At 52.2% G+C, this 19862-nt stretch carries 16 protein-coding genes and 4 tRNA genes; 13 read left to right on the top strand and 7 right to left on the bottom strand.

All coding sequences use genetic code 11. From position 1 onward, the window contains the following. Position 1 precedes the first annotated feature (1 nt). From wecG to aslB, 7 genes are all read left to right on the top strand, one after another. On the top strand, positions 2-742 hold the full coding sequence (gene wecG, locus AABJ99_RS23315) for a lipopolysaccharide N-acetylmannosaminouronosyltransferase (RefSeq protein ID WP_039020283.1): 741 nt from the start codon (positions 2-4) through the stop codon (positions 740-742). A gap of 190 nt (positions 743-932) precedes the next feature. Then, entirely contained in the window at positions 933-2318 is a 1386-nt protein-coding gene (gene thrP / locus AABJ99_RS23310; protein ID WP_039020284.1) for a bifunctional threonine/serine APC transporter ThrP, read from the top strand. A 102-nt stretch (positions 2319-2420) separates the two neighbouring features. Then, positions 2421-2497: transfer RNA gene (locus AABJ99_RS23305), tRNA-Arg, on the top strand. Between the two features lie 58 nt (positions 2498-2555). After that, positions 2556-2631: transfer RNA gene (locus AABJ99_RS23300), tRNA-His, on the top strand. A gap of 20 nt (positions 2632-2651) precedes the next feature. Then, positions 2652-2738 (top strand) — tRNA-Leu (locus AABJ99_RS23295). A 42-nt stretch (positions 2739-2780) separates the two neighbouring features. Then, a tRNA-Pro gene (locus tag AABJ99_RS23290) sits at positions 2781-2857 on the top strand. A 146-nt stretch (positions 2858-3003) separates the two neighbouring features. Next, on the top strand, positions 3004-4239 hold the full coding sequence (gene aslB / locus AABJ99_RS23285; RefSeq protein ID WP_039020285.1) for an anaerobic sulfatase maturase: 1236 nt from the start codon (positions 3004-3006) through the stop codon (positions 4237-4239). Positions 4240-4413: 174 nt separating this feature from the next. On the opposite strand, the gene aslA is transcribed toward aslB, so the two are convergent. The 5 genes from aslA to hemC form a co-directional block, all read right to left on the bottom strand. After that, positions 4414-6069, bottom strand: coding sequence for an arylsulfatase AslA (gene aslA / locus AABJ99_RS23280; protein ID WP_032185554.1), 1656 nt, complete (start codon positions 6067-6069; stop codon positions 4414-4416). A gap of 678 nt (positions 6070-6747) precedes the next feature. After that, positions 6748-7944 carry a protoheme IX biogenesis protein HemY gene (gene hemY / locus AABJ99_RS23275; protein ID WP_000921814.1) on the bottom strand — a complete coding sequence of 399 codons (1197 nt, stop codon included), beginning with the start codon at positions 7942-7944 and terminating at the stop codon, positions 6748-6750. A gap of 2 nt (positions 7945-7946) precedes the next feature. Next, complete coding sequence (gene hemX / locus AABJ99_RS23270; protein WP_074500962.1) at positions 7947-9176, bottom strand: uroporphyrinogen-III C-methyltransferase; 1230 nt, start codon at positions 9174-9176, stop codon at positions 7947-7949. Positions 9177-9197: 21 nt separating this feature from the next. Next, positions 9198-9938: a uroporphyrinogen-III synthase gene (gene hemD / locus AABJ99_RS23265; protein WP_000026079.1), complete on the bottom strand. Its 741-nt coding sequence runs from the start codon at positions 9936-9938 to the stop codon at positions 9198-9200. After that, entirely contained in the window at positions 9935-10876 is a 942-nt protein-coding gene (gene hemC, locus AABJ99_RS23260) for a hydroxymethylbilane synthase (RefSeq protein WP_001303155.1), read from the bottom strand. Before hemC ends, hemD begins: the two co-directional genes overlap by 4 nt. 386 nt (positions 10877-11262) lie before the next feature. Here hemC and cyaA point away from each other — a divergent pair, with 386 nt between their 5' ends. Continuing rightward, positions 11263-13809 carry a class I adenylate cyclase gene (gene cyaA, locus AABJ99_RS23255; protein ID WP_000281696.1) on the top strand — a complete coding sequence of 849 codons (2547 nt, stop codon included), beginning with the start codon at positions 11263-11265 and terminating at the stop codon, positions 13807-13809. A 39-nt stretch (positions 13810-13848) separates the two neighbouring features. Here cyaA and cyaY read toward each other — a convergent pair whose 3' ends face one another. Together cyaY and AABJ99_RS23245 are read right to left on the bottom strand one after the other, a co-directional pair. Further along, positions 13849-14169 (bottom strand): iron donor protein CyaY, encoded by a 321-nt coding sequence (cyaY, locus tag AABJ99_RS23250; RefSeq protein WP_000999947.1) that lies wholly within the window; start codon positions 14167-14169, stop codon positions 13849-13851. Positions 14170-14231: 62 nt separating this feature from the next. Continuing rightward, positions 14232-16244: a hypothetical protein gene (locus AABJ99_RS23245; RefSeq protein ID WP_039020287.1), complete on the bottom strand. Its 2013-nt coding sequence runs from the start codon at positions 16242-16244 to the stop codon at positions 14232-14234. Positions 16245-16432: 188 nt separating this feature from the next. Here AABJ99_RS23245 and lptM point away from each other — a divergent pair, with 188 nt between their 5' ends. Genes lptM through yigB form a run of 5 tightly spaced genes read left to right on the top strand, consistent with a single transcriptional unit; the run spans position 16433 to position 19810 of the window. Continuing rightward, a complete protein-coding gene (lptM, locus tag AABJ99_RS23240; protein WP_000799889.1) occupies positions 16433-16636 on the top strand; it encodes an LPS translocon maturation chaperone LptM in 204 nt (67 codons plus the stop codon). Positions 16637-16672: 36 nt separating this feature from the next. Next, positions 16673-17497 carry a diaminopimelate epimerase gene (dapF, locus tag AABJ99_RS23235; RefSeq protein WP_001160654.1) on the top strand — a complete coding sequence of 275 codons (825 nt, stop codon included), beginning with the start codon at positions 16673-16675 and terminating at the stop codon, positions 17495-17497. Next, positions 17494-18201, top strand: coding sequence for a DUF484 domain-containing protein (yigA, locus tag AABJ99_RS23230; protein ID WP_000812785.1), 708 nt, complete (start codon positions 17494-17496; stop codon positions 18199-18201). Before dapF ends, yigA begins: the two co-directional genes overlap by 4 nt. Further along, positions 18198-19094 (top strand): tyrosine recombinase XerC, encoded by an 897-nt coding sequence (gene xerC / locus AABJ99_RS23225; RefSeq protein WP_000130687.1) that lies wholly within the window; start codon positions 18198-18200, stop codon positions 19092-19094. Before yigA ends, xerC begins: the two co-directional genes overlap by 4 nt. Continuing rightward, positions 19094-19810 carry a 5-amino-6-(5-phospho-D-ribitylamino)uracil phosphatase YigB gene (yigB, locus tag AABJ99_RS23220; RefSeq protein ID WP_001213568.1) on the top strand — a complete coding sequence of 239 codons (717 nt, stop codon included), beginning with the start codon at positions 19094-19096 and terminating at the stop codon, positions 19808-19810. Before xerC ends, yigB begins: the two co-directional genes overlap by 1 nt. The last annotated feature ends 52 nt before the right edge of the window (positions 19811-19862 follow it).

Genomic DNA, 19862 nt, shown 5'->3' with positions numbered 1-19862 from the left:
AATGAATAACAACACCACAGCACCGACCTATACGCTGCGTGGCTTACAGTTGATTGGTTGGCGTGATATGCAGCACGCCCTCGATTATCTGTTTGCTGACGGGCAGCTTAAGCAGGGAACGCTGGTTGCCATTAATGCCGAAAAAATGCTGACCATTGAAGATAACGCCGAGGTCAGGGAGTTAATTAACGCTGCCGAATTTAAATATGCTGATGGCATCAGCGTTGTACGTTCAGTACGTAAAAAGTACCCGCAGGCGCAGGTTTCCCGCGTTGCCGGGGCCGATCTCTGGGAAGAGCTGATGGCGCGCGCAGGCAAAGAAGGGACGCCGGTATTTCTTGTGGGCGGTAAACCTGAAGTGCTGGCGCAAACTGAAGCTAAACTGCGCAATCAGTGGAATGTGAATATCGTTGGCAGTCAGGATGGTTATTTTAAACCCGAGCAGCGTCAGGCTCTGTTTGAACGCATTCATGCCAGCGGAGCGCAAATCGTCACCGTCGCGATGGGATCGCCAAAGCAGGAGATCTTCATGCGTGACTGCCGTCTGGTGCATCCGGATGCGCTGTATATGGGCGTTGGCGGGACTTACGATGTTTTCACCGGTCACGTGAAACGCGCACCGAAAATCTGGCAAAAGCTGGGGCTGGAGTGGCTCTACCGCCTGCTTTCGCAGCCGAGCCGCATTAAGCGTCAGCTTCGTTTGCTGCGTTATTTACGCTGGCATTACACCGGCAACCTCTGATTTTCCTCTCTCTGTAAAGCGACGGAGTGGTCACTTCGTCGCCTGCCTGTCTTTTTATTACACAAATCATTCAAATTTTTAATGCTTTATTTGCCATTTCTCCTGAATTACGAAAACATTCGCAACACTCGATGTACCCATAACGATAACCGGTAACACCGGAAAGCATGCAAACACAACACGAGGATTTATGGCAGATAACAAACCAGAGCTACAGCGTGGGCTGGAAGCTCGACATATCGAACTCATCGCCCTGGGGGGCACCATTGGCGTCGGCCTGTTTATGGGGGCCGCCAGTACCCTGAAATGGGCCGGGCCATCCGTATTGTTGGCCTATATCATCGCCGGGCTGTTCGTCTTTTTCATCATGCGTTCAATGGGCGAAATGTTGTTCCTCGAACCGGTTACCGGTTCGTTCGCCGTTTACGCGCACCGTTATATGAGCCCGTTCTTTGGCTATCTCACCGCCTGGTCTTATTGGTTTATGTGGATGGCGGTGGGGATCTCAGAAATCACCGCCATTGGCGTTTATGTCCAGTTCTGGTTCCCGGAGATGGCGCAATGGATACCGGCATTGATCGCGGTGGCGCTGGTGGCACTGGCGAATCTGGCGGCGGTGCGGTTGTACGGTGAAATCGAATTCTGGTTCGCGATGATCAAAGTCACCACGATTATAGTGATGATTGTCATTGGCCTGGGCGTGATTTTCTTTGGCTTTGGCAATGGCGGGCAGTCGATTGGTTTTAGCAATCTCACAGAGCATGGCGGTTTCTTTGCGGGTGGCTGGAAAGGGTTCCTGACCGCATTGTGTATCGTGGTGGCGTCTTACCAGGGCGTGGAGCTGATTGGCATTACGGCCGGTGAAGCGAAGAATCCGCAGGTGACACTGCGCAGTGCCGTTGGCAAAGTGCTGTGGCGAATCCTGATTTTCTACGTAGGTGCGATTTTCGTTATTGTCACCATCTTCCCGTGGAATGACATTGGCAGCAACGGCAGCCCGTTCGTACTGACTTTCGCCAAAATCGGCATTACCGCAGCGGCGGGTATTATCAACTTTGTGGTACTGACGGCTGCGCTCTCTGGCTGTAACAGCGGCATGTACAGTTGTGGACGTATGCTCTACGCACTGGCGAAAAACCGTCAGTTACCGGCGGCAATGGCGAAAGTTTCCCGTCAAGGTGTTCCGGTTGCAGGCGTGGCGGTATCAATTGCTATTCTGTTAATTGGCTCATGCCTGAACTACATCATTCCCAATCCACAGCGTGTGTTTGTCTATGTCTACAGTGCCAGCGTGCTTCCGGGGATGGTGCCATGGTTTGTGATTTTGATTAGCCAGTTGCGTTTTCGTCGAGCGCACAAAGCGGCGATTGCCAGCCATCCGTTCCGCTCAATCCTGTTCCCGTGGGCCAACTACGTAACAATGGCATTCCTGATTTGCGTTTTGATCGGCATGTACTTTAATGAAGATACGCGTATGTCGCTGTTTGTCGGCATCATCTTTATGCTGGCGGTGACGGCAATTTATAAAGTTTTTGGGCTTAATCGCCACGGTAAAGCGCATAAACTGGAGGAATAAGCAGCAAAACGCACAAACCGTAACCAAACGCGCAATTTATTTAAAAAGGGACTAGACAGAGGGGTGGGAAGTCCGTATTATCCACCCCCGCAACGGCGCTAAGCGCCCGTAGCTCAGCTGGATAGAGCGCTGCCCTCCGGAGGCAGAGGTCTCAGGTTCGAATCCTGTCGGGCGCGCCATTTAGTCCCGGCGCTTGAGCTGCGGTGGTAGTAATACCGCGTAACAAGATTTGTAGTGGTGGCTATAGCTCAGTTGGTAGAGCCCTGGATTGTGATTCCAGTTGTCGTGGGTTCGAATCCCATTAGCCACCCCATTATTAGAAGTTGTGACAATGCGAAGGTGGCGGAATTGGTAGACGCGCTAGCTTCAGGTGTTAGTGTCCTTACGGACGTGGGGGTTCAAGTCCCCCCCCTCGCACCACGACTTTAAAGAATTGAACTAAAAATTCAAAAAGCAGTATTTCGGCGAGTAGCGCAGCTTGGTAGCGCAACTGGTTTGGGACCAGTGGGTCGGAGGTTCGAATCCTCTCTCGCCGACCAATTTTGAACCCCGCTTCGGCGGGGTTTTTTGTTTTCTGTGCATTTCATCACTCTCCCTTCGCAAGAAACGCCCGTAATAACGCATTGCGCCACGGTATGATTTCGCCCTTAACGTATTGAAGGATGACTTCAGGCAAGGAGCGACCATGCTGCAACAGGTTCCAACGCGTGCTTTTCATGTGATGGCGAAACCAAGCGGTTCCGATTGTAATCTGAACTGTGACTACTGTTTTTATCTCGAAAAACAATCCCTTTACCGCGAAAAGCCAGTTGCGCATATGGACGATGACACGCTGGAAGCGTATGTCCGTCACTATATCGCTGCCAGCGAACCCCAAAACGAAGTGGCTTTTACCTGGCAGGGCGGCGAACCAACGTTACTCGGGCTGGATTTTTACCGCCGTGCCGTGGCGCTACAGGCGAAATATGGTGCTGGTAGGAAGGTAAGTAACAGCTTTCAGACTAACGGTGTGCTGCTCGATGATGAATGGTGTGCATTTCTGGCAGAAAATCATTTTCTTGTTGGGTTATCGCTGGACGGTCCGGCTGAGATCCACAATCAATATCGCGTGACCAAAGGTGGCAGACCCACGCATAAGCTGGTGATGCGTGCCCTGACGCTCCTGCAAAAACATCATGTCGACTATAACGTGCTGGTCTGTGTCAACCGCACCAGCGCGCAGCAACCGTTACAGGTTTATGATTTTTTGTGCAATGCAGGCGTGGAGTTTATCCAGTTTATTCCGGTGGTGGAGCGCCTGGCTGATGAAACAGCCGCCCGCCATGGACTGAAATTACATGCGCCTGGCGATATTCAGGGTGAGCTGACAGAATGGTCGGTGCGCCCCGATGAGTTCGGTGAGTTTCTGGTGGCAATTTTTGACCACTGGATCAAACGTGACGTCGGCAAGATTTTCGTGATGAATATCGAATGGGCGTTTGCCAATTTTGTCGGTGCGCCGGGTGCGGTTTGCCATCATCAGCCGACCTGTGGACGCTCGGTGATTGTCGAACACAACGGCGACGTTTACGCCTGCGATCACTATGTTTATCCGCAATATCGACTGGGGAATATGCATCAGCAAACAATTGCAGAAATGATCGATTCCCCGCAACAGCAGGTGTTTGGTGAAGATAAATTTAAGCAATTACCGGCGCAGTGTCGCAGTTGTAACGTGTTAAAAGCGTGCTGGGGAGGCTGCCCGAAACACCGCTTCATGCTCGATGCTAGCGGTAAACCGGGGCTGAATTATTTGTGTGCCGGATATCAGCGTTATTTCCGCTATCTACCGCCATATCTTAAAGCAATGGCTGATTTGCTGGCGCACGGTCGCCCGGCCAGCGACATTATGCAGGCACATTTGCTGGTGGTGAGTAAGTAAAAAAGCGGCCATTTTGTGGCCGCCTGCGGTTGTTTACTGGATGCGATGCAGGCGCATCTTATCCGGCCTACAGGACGCTGCAATTTATTGAATTTGCAAGGCTTGTAGGCCGGATAAGGCGTTCACGCCGCATCCGGCAAGGTCAGTGTGGCCCGATGTAGCGATAGCGCCGGCTTAATCAGATTTAATCTGCGCGCGCGGCGGATATTTTTTCAGGATCTCCATATACGCGTGCATTTCGGTCTGTAGCGGTACACCCATTGGGATATGGCGCACGCCGATAGAGTCGCTTTCCTGCGGATCGGTGTACAGGTTAAACACCGACGATCCCGCCGTTTGCATTACCGTGCCGGTGAATCCACCCTGATATCCGCTCTGGGTATAAGCGTATGGCTGTTGGATTAGTACGTGATATTTAAACTCATCCATACGCACAGCAGAAAGTTTGCCGTTGAGGAAGTAGTGCTCGGCCTTACGGTTAGACTGACCATTTGTTCCCAGGAAGAAAGATGTCTGGTCCACACCATCGATAAAGGTGGTTTTCGGTACTAAATCCGCTACTTTCGCCCCAGGATGCCCCGCCAGATCCAGTGCCGTAGGGAAGAGATCCGCCAGATCGACAATGCCGTCAGATTTACGCGGTTGGATCATGCCTTTCCAGTAAACGAAGGTTGGCACACGAACGCCGCCTTCCCATGTAGAACCTTTCGCACCACGGAACGGTGTGCGTCCGTGCGGCGGTACTTCGGCTTCTGGTCCGTTATCGGAGGTAAAGACAATCAGCGTGTTATCAAGCTGACCGTTTTTCTCCAGTGCTTTATACAGATTGGCGAAGATATCGTTCATCTCCACCATGCAGTCGCCGTAAGAGGTGCGCGCCGGAGAGCTACCCGCATATTTCGCATTTGGGTAGTTATCGAAGTGACAGCCGCGAGTGCCGTAGTAGAGGAAGAAAGGCTTATCGCTCTTCGCCATCTTGTCGAGGAACTTAACGCCATATTCCATCCAGCGTTGATCCAGGTCTTCCATATATTTCGGCGTAATGTCGGCAATGGCTTCCTGTTCACCGCCGCGCACGGCATGAACGTCATCTTTGCTGAATGGCAGTTTTTGGATGTATTCAGAACGATCCGGGCTCAGGGCGACTTCCGGGTTGACATGAACATCACGCCATTCGGTATACATATCGGATACCGAGTTAAAGCCGCGGAAATCATCAAAGCCAACGTTCTGCGGCTGCGACTCTTTGTTTTCCCCCATATGCCATTTCCCGATGGCCTGGGTGACGTAGCCCTGATCGTGCAGCAACTGCGGCAGAGTGGTTAACCCTTGCAGACCGCCCGGTTGCCCGTACATTGGCGGCATCAGAATGCCGTGGTGGATGGAGTATTGTCCGGTAAGAATCGTGGCGCGGGTTGGGGAAGAACTCGGTTGAGAATACGCCGAAGTTAAAATCAGCCCCTGGCTGGCAACGGCGTCGATATCTGGTGTAGGGTTACCCACCGCCACGCCACCGCCGTTAAAGCCAACATCCATCCAGCCCACATCATCCAGCAAGAAAACAACCACGTTCGGTTTCTTACCGGTTTTTTTCTCAAGTTCTGCCAGCTTCTGCTGGGTTTCTTTGTCTTGTGCAGGATGCTGCATCACCGGCATCATGTTGTCGGCAATAGTGGTCGCCGGTTTAACCAGATACTGGTTTGGGTGATCGTATCCGGCAAAGCCTTTGCGTGCGGTGGCGGTTGACGGGGTATCTGCTGCGCTGGCCATGAGTGGAAGAGCGGCGGCGACAGCCACAACAAGAAGTTTGGGTGAAAACGAAAATTCCATGCAAAATGCTCCGGTTTCATGTCGTCAAAATGTTGACGTAATTAAGCATTGATAATTGAGATCCCTCTCCCTGACAGGATGATTGCATAAATAATAGTGATGAAAATAAATTATTTATTTATCCAGATAATGAATTGGAAAATCAGGAGAGCGTTTTCAATCCTACCTCTGGCGCAGGTGATATGTAAGGCGGTGATGTTATATCGCGTTGATTATTGATGCTGTTTTTAGTTTTAACGGCAATTAATATATATGTTATTAATTGAATGACTTTTATTATTCATTATATATATGTGTAGAATCGTGCGCAGGAGAAATATTCACTCAGGAAGTTATTACTCAGGAAGCAAAGAGGATTACAGAATTATCTCATAACAAGTGTTAAGGGATGTTATTTCCCGGTTCTCTGTGGCATAATAAACGAGTAGATGCTCATTCCATCTCTTATGTTCGCCTTAGTGCCTCATAAACTCCGGAATGACGCAGAGCCGTTTACGGTGCTTATCGTCCACTGACAGATGTCGCTTATGCCTCATCAGACACCATGGACACAACGTTGAGTGAAGCACCCACTTGTTGTCATACAGACCTGTTTTAACGCCTGCTCCGTAATAAGAGCAGGCGTTTTTTTATGTATCAGAAAGGTCTCGGAGGTGCTTGCCTCCGGGTGAGAAAGAACTACTGTGGCGGGTTGTTCTGCAACGTCAGCATCAAGCCATCGCGACGCATCGCTGCGGCTTCTTCCGGCTTGTGCAGTCTGTCCAGCGCGTCGGCAAGCCATGCGTAATCGTAGGCGTCCGGACGTTGTTTCAGCGCCGCGCGGAAGGCGAGCGATGCTTCCTGCCATTCGCCGTGCTTCATCAGCGACTGACCCAGTGTGCTCCACAACAACGGGCGATCGCCCACGTTTTTGATCTGTTGGCGCAGCACTTTTTCCAGCTGTTCCGGGTTATTGGTTTTCAGACGCGGGATCGGCAGCAGCAGGCGATCGTCATACTGGCGTTTCAGGCCGTCGATGATAATTTGCTGGGCAGTATCATGATCGTCACATTCAATAAGATGTTCCGCCATTGCCACCTGTAACGCCACCTGATGACGCGTTTTCCGGCTTTGGTTTTTCCACCAGTTACGCAAACCTTCGCTACCGTTATCGGCACGCGCCTGATCCATCAGGCCAATCCATGCCTGTTGTTCCAGCATTGCACGATGCTCTTCATCGCCAACGTGGGCTTTTGCCATTGATGGGATGATATCCAGCAGCGAACTCCATGCACCAGTGCGGATATACGCCTGTTCCGCCAGACGTAATACTTCCGGATGGCGTGGCGTAACTTCCAGCAGCTTATCAACGCCGTGACGTGCTGCATGGTTTTCATTACGGGCCAGTTGCAGACGTACACGGGTGATTTCTACCGGAATTGTGTCGTTGCCGGCCAGCTCCGCTGCGCGTTCCAGATGTTGGTTGGCGCGTGCTTCATCACCACGTTGTTGCGCGGCTTCGGCAGCCAGTAGATAGTTCACCACCGGTTGTTCCGCGTGATCGGCATTTTTCGCCATCAGCTTTTCAACTTGCTGATAATCGCCTTCCGCCAGTTTCAGCAGCGCCTGTTCGGTCTGCTTACGTGCACGGCGACGCTTACGTCCGACAAACCACCCACGGGTGTGCGCGCCTGTGCGGAAGATCCGCCGCAGTAGCCACTCAATGGCAAACAGCACTACCATCGCCAGAATCAAAATGATCGCCAGGCCCGTGACGCTGGTTTCGATATTGTAGGTATCGGTCTGGATCAGCACGTAACCCTGATGACCGGCAATCATCGGGCCGACCACGATCCCCGCAATCAGCAACACAAAGAGCAATAACACTTTTAGCATGGTTATTCTCCTTGCGGCGCGGCTGCCGGAGTATCAGCTTGCGGTGCAGGTGCAGGTGCAGGTGCAGGTGCAGGTGCAGGTGCAGGTGCAGGTGCAGGTGCAGGTTTAGCTTCCGTTGTCCCTGCTGCCGGTTGTGCCAGCAGGTTACGCACGCGGGTCTGCATCAGTTTTTCCAGCATCGCCTGGCTTTGCAGGGTTTCCGGGAGATCCATCGAGATATTTTGCTGACTTAACTGGTCCACCTCGTCGAGGAACGCTTTGGTGGTGGCATCATCAGTATCGTAGTAAGCACGTACCCAGGTGGAGACATTCTCCAGCGCCTGGCGGTAAGTCTCTTCCTGATGACGCGGTACGGCTTGTGCCGCGACCAGCAGGCGGGAGCGAATATTTTCGCGCAGATAGATATCCTGATTCGGTGCTAACAGTGGTACGGCGGTGTCATCACGACGGCGAATCGTAATGAAGTTGTCCATAAAGTTCTGCCAGCTTTTTTGTAGATTGATACGCCATTCGCTGAGGGAACTGGAAAGTTCTTCACCGTCGGAATCCATTGGTGAACCATCGCTGTCATTATCGGCCAGACGCAGGTTATCTACCTGATTAGAAAGCTGGTTCAGCTTAAGGATGATGCCGTCATAATCCACCTGCGATACCGCAGAAAGGCTGGCGATATCATCGGTAATTGCCCGACGAACGGTAATCAGACTCGGGTCATTCATATCCGCCAGGCTGGCATCTGCACTTTTCAGCAACGCTGCAGCGGTCGTGACGTCCTGATCGCTCCACAGCTTCCTTCCGGCGAGTTTCACCAGGAAATCAGCCTGAGCCAGCAGCCAGGTTTTAGCATCGCTGCCGGAAATAGTCGCGACCTTTTGTTGGACTTCATCCAGCTGTTTTGCCAGCGTTTCTTGCTGACGATTCGCTTGCTCAAGCTGTACAGCTTGTTGCTTGATAATGCCTTCCAGCTCGGCTTTTTGGCTCTCCTGGGCTTTTTGCAGTGCCGTAAGTTGGTTAGCCAGGGCATCGCTGGTGGCAGTCTGATTGACGGCCTGTTGTTTACCCCAGCCATACAAACCGACGCCCGCCGCCAGAGCAATAGCGATAGCCACCGCGCTGAGAATCAATGCGGTGTTGTTCTTGCTCTTTTTTTCTGTTGCGACAGGTTGTGACGTGGTGTCCACGGCCTCCCTGGTCTCTTCAACCACGGCGGAGGTTTTTTCTTGTTCCGTCATTATGGCTTCCTGTTATGAGAGTTATTGTAATGCCCGTAAAAGCGCATCGTTGTCAGCGTTATCGGCGACCTTAATGTCTTGCCAGCCCAGTTCCCGGGCGAGTTTCGCCAGACGCTCACTGACGACTAAAAGTCGACAGCGTAGTAACCAGTGCTCACGATACCATTGTGGGATCAGCGACCAGAGTTGCTGTAACATTTCACCGCTGGTAACAACGACTGTCGTTACCTCGCGGGATTGCCAGCGCATCGCTTCTTCTGCACCATCGTAATGGATTGCGCATCGTTGATAACATTCACAAAAAGTGACTTCAGCGCCGCGCGCCGTCAGGGTATCCCCAATCAGCTCACGACCGCCATTGCCACGCAATATCAACGCACGTTTGCCCGCAATATTTTGTAATTCAGGTAATTGTAGCAAGACTTCGCTGATTTCCCGATCCTGCGGGTAGAGAATCTTCTGTCCGCTTACGGTATGTAGCGCCAGTGCGGTGGTCCGTCCAATGGCAAAATAAGTGGGTAGGTGGGGCCATTTACGCTCTTGCTGATGCAGCTGTGATTGGGCAAAAGCAACCGCGTGTTGCGAGAGGGCAAACAGCAGATCGCTCTCACCCAGCGCTGCCAGTTGATCGGCAAGTTGTGGTAATTGCCGACCCGGGGAAAACTCAATCAGCGGAAAATGCCAGGCCACCTGCCCCAGTGTGCGCAGACGGCTCACTAACTCTTCTCCAGCGGGAGACGGGCGGGTGACCAGGATACTCATGCCGGGGCGTCTCCGTTATAAACTTCAGCGAGGATCTCGCGTGCGCCGTTATTCAGTAGCTCCTCTGCCAGCGAAATCCCCATTTGTTCGGCATCCTGCGGCGCACCGCGGCGTTCACCGCGAATAATCTGCGAACCGTCCGGCGCGCCGACCAACGCACGCAGCCAGATTTCGCCATCAATAAGCTCGGCGTAGCTACCAATTGGCACCTGACATCCGCCTTCGAGACGGGTATTCATGGCGCGTTCGGCGGTAACGCGCAGTGCAGTTTCGTGGTGATTGAGTGCGGCAAGCAGCTCGCGAGTGCGTGTATCATCAAGGCGGCATTCAATACCTACCGCACCTTGCCCTACTGCCGGAAGAGAAATCTCGGGTGGCAACGCGGCGCGAATGCGTGACTCCAGACCTAAACGTTTTAGTCCGGCTACGGCAAGAATGATGGCATCGTATTCGCCGTTATCCAGTTTGCTCAGGCGAGTGCCGACGTTGCCGCGCAGGGAGCGGATAATCAGATCCGGGCGGCGTTCAGCCAGTTGGCACTGGCGACGTAAACTGGACGTCCCGACGATACTGCCTGCCGGTAACGCATCCAGACTGTCATAGTTATTGGACACAAAGGCATCGCGAGGATCTTCACGCTCGCAAATGGTGACCAGCCCCAGACCTTGCGGGAATTCAACCGGCACATCTTTCATTGAATGTACGGCGATATCGGCGCGATTCTCCAGGAGCGCGACTTCCAGCTCTTTTACAAATAAGCCTTTTCCGCCTACTTTCGCCAGCGGCGTATCAAGAATCACATCGCCGCGCGTCACCATCGGTACCAGTTCAACGACCAGGCCCGGATGGCTCGCCATCAACTTGTCTTTGACATAGTGTGCCTGCCAGAGTGCAAGTGGGCTTTGGCGTGTGGCAATTCTTAAAACATTGTCTAACATGCTTGTTACCGTCATTATCATCCGTGGTCCATCCTAACATCCTTGCCAGAGCGATGTCAGTGTTGTGGTGAAACGTAGACGCCTGCGCAAACCGTAAAATGAGGTCTGGCAGTGGATCCTGACAGGCGTTTCACGCCGTCGTAATAAGGAATTTACAGAGAATAAACGGTGCTACACTTGTATGTAGCGCATCTTTCTTTACGGTCAATCAGCAAGGTGTTAAATTGATCACGTTTTAGACCATTTTTTCGTCGTGAAACTAAAAAAACCAGGCGCGAAAAGTGGTAACGGTTACCTTTGACATACGAAATATCCCGAATGCCGCGTGTTACCGTTGATGTTGGCGGAATCACAGTCATGACGGGTAGCAAATCAGGCGATACGTCTTGTACCTCTATATTGAGACTCTGAAACAGAGACTGGATGCCATAAATCAATTGCGCGTGGATCGCGCGCTTGCTGCTATGGGGCCTGCATTCCAACAGGTCTACAGTCTACTGCCGACATTGTTGCACTATCACCATCCGCTAATGCCGGGTTACCTTGATGGTAACGTTCCCAAAGGCATTTGCCTTTACACGCCTGATGAAACTCAACGCCACTACCTGAACGAGCTTGAACTGTATCGTGGAATGTCAGTACAGGATCCGCCGAAAGGTGAGCTTCCAATTACTGGTGTATACACCATGGGCAGCACCTCGTCCGTAGGGCAAAGTTGTTCCTCTGACCTGGATATCTGGGTCTGTCATCAATCCTGGCTTGATAGCGAAGAGCGCCAGTTACTACAACGTAAATGCAGCCTGCTGGAAAGCTGGGCCGCCTCGCTGGGCGTGGAAGTTAGCTTCTTCCTGATTGATGAAAATCGCTTCCGTCATAATGAAAGCGGCAGCCTGGGGGGCGAAGATTGTGGCTCCACCCAGCATATACTGCTGCTTGACGAATTTTATCGCACTGCCGTGCGTCTCGCGGGTAAGCGTATTCTGTGGAATATGGTGCCGTGTGACGAAGAAGAGCATTACGACGACTATGTGATGACGCTTTACGCGCAGGGCGTGCTTACTCCTAATGAATGGCTGGATCTCGGCGGCTTAAGCTCACTTTCTGCCGAAGAGTACTTTGGTGCCAGCCTTTGGCAGCTCTATAAGAGTATCGATTCCCCATACAAAGCGGTGCTGAAAACACTGCTGCTGGAAGCCTATTCCTGGGAATACCCGAACCCACGTCTGCTGGCGAAAGATATCAAACAGCGTTTGCACGACGGCGAGATTGTATCGTTTGGTCTCGATCCGTACTGCATGATGCTGGAGCGTGTTACTGAATACCTGACGGCGATTGAAGATTTCACCCGTCTGGATTTAGTGCGTCGCTGCTTCTATTTAAAAGTGTGCGAAAAACTCAGCCGTGAACGCGCCTGTGTAGGCTGGCGTCGTGAAGTGCTAACCCAGTTAGTGAAAGAGTGGGAATGGGACGATGCTCGTCTGGCAATGCTCGATAACCGCGCTAACTGGAAGATTGATCAGGTGCGCGAGGCGCACAACGAACTGCTCGATGCAATGATGCAGAGCTACCGCAATCTGATCCGCTTTGCGCGTCGCAATAACCTTAGCGTCTCTGCCAGTCCGCAGGATATCGGCGTGCTGACGCGTAAACTGTATGCCGCGTTTGAAGCATTGCCAGGTAAAGTGACGCTGGTAAATCCGCAGATTTCACCCGATCTCTCGGAACCGAATCTGACCTTTATTTATGTGCCGCCGGGCCGGGCTAACCGTTCAGGTTGGTATCTGTATAACCGCGCGCCAAATATTGAGTCGATCATCAGCCATCAGCCGCTGGAATATAACCGTTACCTGAATAAACTGGTGGCGTGGGCATGGTTTAACGGCCTGCTGACCTCGCGCACCCGCTTGTATATTAAAGGCAACGGCATTGTCGATTTGCCTAAGTTGCAGGAGATGGTCGCCGATGTGTCGCACCATTTCCCGCTGCGCCTGCCTGCACCGACGCCAAAAGCGCTCTACAGCCCGTGTGAGATTCGCCATCTGGCGATTATCGTTAACCTGGAATATGACCCGACAGCTGCGTTCCGCAATCAGGTGGTGCATTTTGATTTCCGTAAGCTGGATGTCTTCAGCTTTGGCGAGAATCAAAATTGCCTGGTAGGTAGCGTGGACCTGCTGTACCGCAACTCGTGGAACGAAGTGCGTACGCTGCACTTCAACGGCGAGCAGTCGATGATCGAAGCCCTGAAAACTATTCTCGGCAAAATGCATCAGGACGCCGCACCGCCAGATAGCGTGGAAGTCTTCTGCTACAGCCAGCATCTGCGCGGCTTAATCCGTACTCGCGTGCAGCAACTGGTTTCTGAGTGCATTGAACTGCGTCTTTCCAGCACCCGCCAGGAAACCGGGCGCTTCAAGGCGCTGCGCGTTTCTGGTCAAACCTGGGGCTTATTCTTCGAACGCCTGAATGTATCGGTACAGAAACTGGAAAATGCCATCGAGTTTTATGGCGCTATTTCGCATAACAAACTGCACGGCCTGTCAGTGCAGGTTGAAACCAATCACGTCAAATTACCGGCGGTGGTGGACGGCTTTGCCAGCGAAGGGATCATCCAGTTCTTCTTCGAAGAAACGCAAGACGAGAATGGCTTTAATATCTACATTCTCGACGAAAGCAACCGGGTTGAGGTATATCACCACTGCGAAGGCAGCAAAGAGGAACTGGTGCGTGACGTCAGTCGCTTCTACTCGTCTTCGCACGACCGTTTCACCTACGGCTCAAGCTTCATCAACTTCAACCTGCCGCAGTTCTATCAAATTGTGAAGGTTGATGGTCGTGAACAGGTGATTCCGTTCCGCACCAAATCTATCGGCAACATGCCGCCTGCCAATCAGGATCACGACACGCCGCTATTACAGCAGTATTTTTCGTGATGAGCGTGCCGGAAAGCGAGGCTTATCCGGCATGCAATCTTAGCGGAAACTGACTGTTTCACCCGCTTGCTGCGTTGCCGCCTGTTCCAGCAAATCCCAGAAGGTTTCGCCGCTACGGTCGCAAATCCATTCATCGCCTTTCAGATCAAAATGGTAGCCGCCCTGTTTGGTTGCCAGCCACACCTGGTGCAGCGGTTCCTGACGGTTGATAATGATTTTGCTGCCATTTTCAAAGGTAATGGTCAGCACACCGCCGTTGATTTCGCAGTCGATATCGCTGTCGCCATCCCAGTCATCCAGACGCTCTTCAATGGTCAGCCAGAGTTGATCAGCCAGGCGATGAAATTCACTGTCGTTCATTGTTGTTTCCTGTTTTTAGGTGATGGCGGCAGTATAGCGGCATGGTGTCAGGGCTTCAAAGTTTACCCGTCTGCTGCTGCGTTCCGGCACGATTCCTCCGTCACCGGAATAATAATGTCGCTATTATGAATTTCACGGACATTCTTTTCTCTGACGTATGTTTTCGCTGGGCAGGGGGAGGGTGTGCGATAAAGCTGATCGTCAATCCAGGTGTAGACATAGCTATCGTCATAAGCAAAGCGCTCCGTTGCTATCAGCGCACCGCTGCTGGTGAATACCTGCACATCCTGTTTTTGTCGGGTACTTTGCAGAAAGTAATGACGCTCCTTGCCCGTATTTATCGGTTTATTTTTGATGGGCAAAGATGACTCCAACTCTATGATTTCGAGCCGATCTTCTCCAAAATGCGAGCGCCTGACGACGTAGAGTTGGTTTTTGTACTGTGCAATACGTTCGGTAATCAGATGAAACTTTTTTGGATCAATGCCTTCCAGGTAATGCCACTCACTCCATTGCAGGTCGGGTGAAAGCGCTTTTCGCCAGCCTACTCCCGATTTATTTACGATAAATGAAGATTCATTGTCCCCATCTTCGTATGCCTTGGCGGGTTTTAAAGAGGATGTGTGCTTGATGCCAGTGGGAGTAAATGAGCCATCTTTCATTATCTCACCATCCAACTGGCTAAGGCTGACGTTCAGCCAGTCGTCTTTAGCGGCTTTGATACGTGCCGCTTTGGGATATTGCGTAGGGTAACGCCAAAGCTGCGCACCATCGAATGCATAAACGTAACGATCGTCGCGAGCAAACCATTTTTTGTAATGCGGGTTATTGCCACGGTGTGCATCTGCTTCATTCGGCACACGGTAGTCCAGCAGTATCAGTGGGCCAACGGATTCAAACACCTGTAAACCGTCTTTCTCATGTCCGTCCCAATTTGTTGATCGGGTGAGTAAATAGCCATGATGCCTTCCGGCATTAAAACGTTTATTGATGATCAGATTCGGGTTATCCAGGGTGATGATCTCCAACTGATTTTCACCGAAGGGGGTCTTACTGATTGCATACAACTTGTCCTGATACTGCGCCACGATGTCACTGATCGGGTGAAACTGCTCCGGGTCGAGACTGGGTAATTCTTCCTGCTCACAATCTGGCCCCTTGCGCCAGAACACCTTTTTTTCTAACAGCGTAAAGTTGTCACATTGCCGGGATATATCTTCATTCCTTGCCAAACGAACCTGATCAATGACTTTACGATGCTCGCCGTGTTTATCACGCCAGCTAAACAGGGTGCCGGGCATCCAGCGAACGACAGAAAAATTGTCCGGATCTGCATCCAGTTGCTCTCCATTGATCAGCAACTTTGTTCGTGTGCGGGTAAGCATATCCCACGGGCCAAAGGGGTAGGCAATGCAGGGAAAAAACGTTGAAGCGAATTTCCCTTGTTGACCCCAGGATTTTTGCGCGATCACGGAAAAACTCTCTGGGTTATCAAAACGGTGCCCATCGATATAAAGAAAATGCGCGTCACGTAGCACCAATCCCAGCCGATCAGGCATCCAACGGCTACCTAATCCTACTTTGCGCAGCGTTTTTTCATCGACGCGTTGCCTGCCGCCATTTTCATCTGTCCGTTGGCCTTTGTAATAAATGCTGTTTTTATCGACGGCAAAATCGCCCCATGAATGGAACGAGGCTACATCGACCGGTGGATAACCAGATGGATTTTGTACAATCTTGCCCGCATAAATAACAAAACGGCCATCGCTAAAGTAAGCATAATTTGGATACCAGGCCCATGCGCCCTGATCAATATAATCGGTGGTAAGGTCGTTTAACGGCGGTTCTTTTTCCCCATCGTCCAGGGTGTCAGGAACAATGAATAAATCAGGTAAACGACGCAGTCGCTGGTAATTTACTTCCGGTAACGAAAGATTTGTCTCTTCATTAGGGCGCAGGTATACCACGCCTTTTCCCTGTTTCTGGTAAATATTATGATCAGGTTCACCGAGCGAGCATCCCCACGCTGACGGAACTAAAAAAGACAACAAACAAACCACATTGCGATAGTGCATAAAGCCATCCTGGCGCGAGGTGCCGATCACGAAACTACCAGCAAAACATAAATCCTCACGTGTAAGCGTTATACTCGCAGCAATTCCTCATTTTTCAGACTTCATAAAGAGTCGCTAAACGCTTGCTTTTACGTCTTCTCCTGCGATGATAGAAAGCAGAAAGCGATGAACTTTACAGGCAATCCATAATGAAAAACGTGTTTAAGGCACTCACTGTATTACTTACTCTCTTCAGCCTGACGGGCTGCGGTCTGAAAGGTCCGCTCTATTTCCCGCCTGCAGATAAAAACGCACCGCCACCGACCAAACCGGTAGAGACGCAAACGCAATCCACGGTGCCGGATAAAAACGACCGCGCCACTGGCGATGGTCCATCCCAGGTGAATTACTAAAAGTCAGTTTCTGTACCCGCGTGATTGGAGTAAATGATGCAGTTCTCGAAAATGCATGGCCTTGGCAACGATTTTATGGTCGTCGACGCGGTAACGCAGAATGTCTTTTTTTCACCGGAGCTGATTCGTCGCCTGGCGGATCGGCACCTGGGGGTAGGGTTTGACCAGCTGCTGGTGGTTGAGCCGCCGTATGATCCTGAACTGGATTTTCACTATCGCATTTTCAATGCTGATGGCAGTGAAGTGGCGCAGTGCGGCAACGGCGCGCGCTGCTTTGCCCGCTTTGTGCGCCTGAAAGGGCTGACCAATAAGCGCGATATCCGCGTCAGCACTGCCAACGGGCGGATGGTTCTGACCGTCACCGATGACGATCTGGTGCGCGTAAATATGGGCGAACCCAACTTCGAACCTTCTGCCGTGCCATTTCGCGCTAACAAAGCGGAAAAGACCTATATTATGCGCGCCGCCGAGCAGACAATCTTATGCGGCGTGGTGTCGATGGGAAATCCGCACTGCGTGATTCAGGTTGATGATGTCGATACTGCAGCGGTAGAAACGCTTGGCCCTGTTCTGGAAAGCCACGAACGTTTTCCGGAGCGCGCTAATATCGGTTTTATGCAAGTGGTTAAGCGCGAGCATATTCGTTTACGCGTTTATGAGCGTGGGGCAGGAGAAACCCAGGCCTGCGGCAGCGGCGCGTGTGCGGCGGTGGCGGTAGGGATTCAGCAAGGTTTGCTGGCCGAAGAAGTACGCGTGGAACTCCCCGGCGGTCGTCTTGATATCGCCTGGAAAGGTCCGGGTCACCCGTTATATATGACTGGCCCGGCGGTACATGTCTACGACGGATTTATTCATCTATGAAGCAACCAGGGGAAGAACTGCAGGAAACACTCACGGAGCTAGATGACCGGGCGGTTGTCGATTATCTGATTAAAAATCCTGAGTTTTTTATCCGCAATGCGCGCGCAGTAGAAGCGATACGTGTGCCGCATCCGGTACGCGGCACCGTTTCATTGGTCGAGTGGCACATGGCCCGCGCACGTCATCATATTCATGTTCTGGAAGAGAACATGGCGCTGTTGATGGAACAGGCTATCGCCAACGAAGGCTTGTTCTATCGCTTACTTTACCTGCAGCGTAGTCTCACCGCCGCCAGCAGTCTCGACGATATGCTGATGCGTTTTCACCGCTGGGCACGCGATCTCGGCCTGGCAGGTGCGAGTCTGCGCCTGTTTCCGGATCGCTGGCGCTTAGGTGCGCCGTCGAACCACACTCATCTCGCATTAAGCCGTCAGTCTTTCGAACCGCTGCGTATTCAGCGTCTGGGGCAGGAACAGCACTATCTTGGGCCGCTTAACGGACCGGAGCTGCTGGTGGTGCTACCGGAAGCGAAAGCGGTGGGATCGGTGGCGATGTCGATGCTGGGAAGCGATGCTGATTTGGGTGTCGTGCTGTTCACCAGCCGCGATGCCAGTCACTATCAACAAGGGCAGGGAACGCAGTTACTTCATGAAATTGCGCTGATGTTGCCGGAGCTTCTGGAGCGTTGGATTGAACGCGTATGACCGATTTACACACCGATGTAGAACGCTACCTACGTTATCTGAGCGTGGAGCGTCAGCTTAGCCCGATAACCCTGCTTAACTACCAGCGCCAACTTGAGGCGATCATCAATTTTGCCAGCGAAAACGGCCTGCAAAGCTGGCAGCAATGTGATGTGACGATGGTGCGTAATTTTGCTGTACGCAGTCGCCGTAAAGGGCTGGGCGCGGCAAGCCTCGCATTACGCCTCTCTGCGCTACGTAGCTTTTTTGACTGGCTGGTCAGCCAGAACGAACTCAAAGCTAACCCGGCGAAAGGTGTTTCGGCACCGAAAGCGCCGCGTCATCTGCCGAAAAATATCGACGTCGATGATATAAATCGGCTGCTGGATATTGATATCAACGATCCCCTCGCCGTGCGCGATCGGGCAATGCTGGAAGTAATGTACGGTGCGGGTCTGCGTCTTTCCGAACTGGTGGGGCTCGATATCAAACACCTCGACCTGGAGTCCGGCGAAGTGTGGGTGATGGGGAAAGGCAGCAAAGAGCGCCGCCTGCCGATTGGTCGTAACGCCGTGGCGTGGATTGAGCACTGGCTTGATTTGCGCGACCTGTTTGGTAGCGAAGACGACGCGCTTTTCCTGTCGAAACTGGGCAAGCGTATCTCCGCGCGTAATGTACAGAAACGCTTTGCCGAATGGGGCATAAAACAAGGGCTGAATAATCACGTTCACCCGCATAAATTACGTCACTCGTTCGCTACGCATATGCTGGAGTCGAGCGGTGATCTTCGTGGTGTACAGGAGCTGCTGGGTCATGCCAACCTTTCTACCACGCAAATCTATACTCATCTTGATTTTCAACACCTTGCCTCGGTGTACGATGCGGCGCATCCACGCGCCAAACGGGGGAAATAATGCGTTTTTACCGGCCTTTGGGGCGCATCTCGGCGCTCACCTTTGACCTGGATGATACCCTTTACGATAACCGTCCGGTGATTTTGCGCACTGAGCAGGAGGCGCTTACCTTTGTGCAAAATTACCATCCGGCGCTGCGCAGCTTCCAGAATGAAGATCTGCAACGTCTGCGTCAGGCGGTACGGGAAGCGGAACCCGAGATTTATCATGATGTGACGCGCTGGCGTTTTCGCTCAATAGAACAAGCGATGCTCGACGCCGGGCTGAGCGCAGAAGAAGCCAGTGCAGGCGCACACGCGGCAATGATCAACTTTGCCAAATGGCGTAGCCGGATCGACGTTCCGCAGCAAACGCACGACACCTTAAAACAGCTGGCGAAGAAATGGCCGCTGGTGGCGATCACCAACGGTAACGCCCAGCCGGAGCTGTTTGGTTTGGGGGATTATTTTGAGTTTGTGCTGCGTGCTGGCCCGCACGGGCGCTCAAAACCGTTCAGCGATATGTACTTCCTGGCGGCGGAAAAACTCAACGTGCCGATCAGCGAGATCTTACATGTCGGGGACGATCTCACCACTGACGTGGGTGGGGCAATTCGCAGCGGAATGCAGGCCTGTTGGATCAGACCGGAAAATGGCGATCTGATGCAAACCTGGGACAGCCGTTTACTCCCGCATCTGGAAATTTCCCGGTTGGCATCTCTGACCTCGCTGATATAATCAGCAAATCTGTATATATACCCAGCTTTTTGGCGGAGGGCGTTGCGCTTCT

The sequence above is a fragment of the Escherichia coli genome, assembly GCF_036503815.1.
GTDB lineage: Bacteria > Pseudomonadota > Gammaproteobacteria > Enterobacterales > Enterobacteriaceae > Escherichia > Escherichia coli_F.
This window is presented reverse-complemented; position numbering and strand designations above follow the sequence as displayed.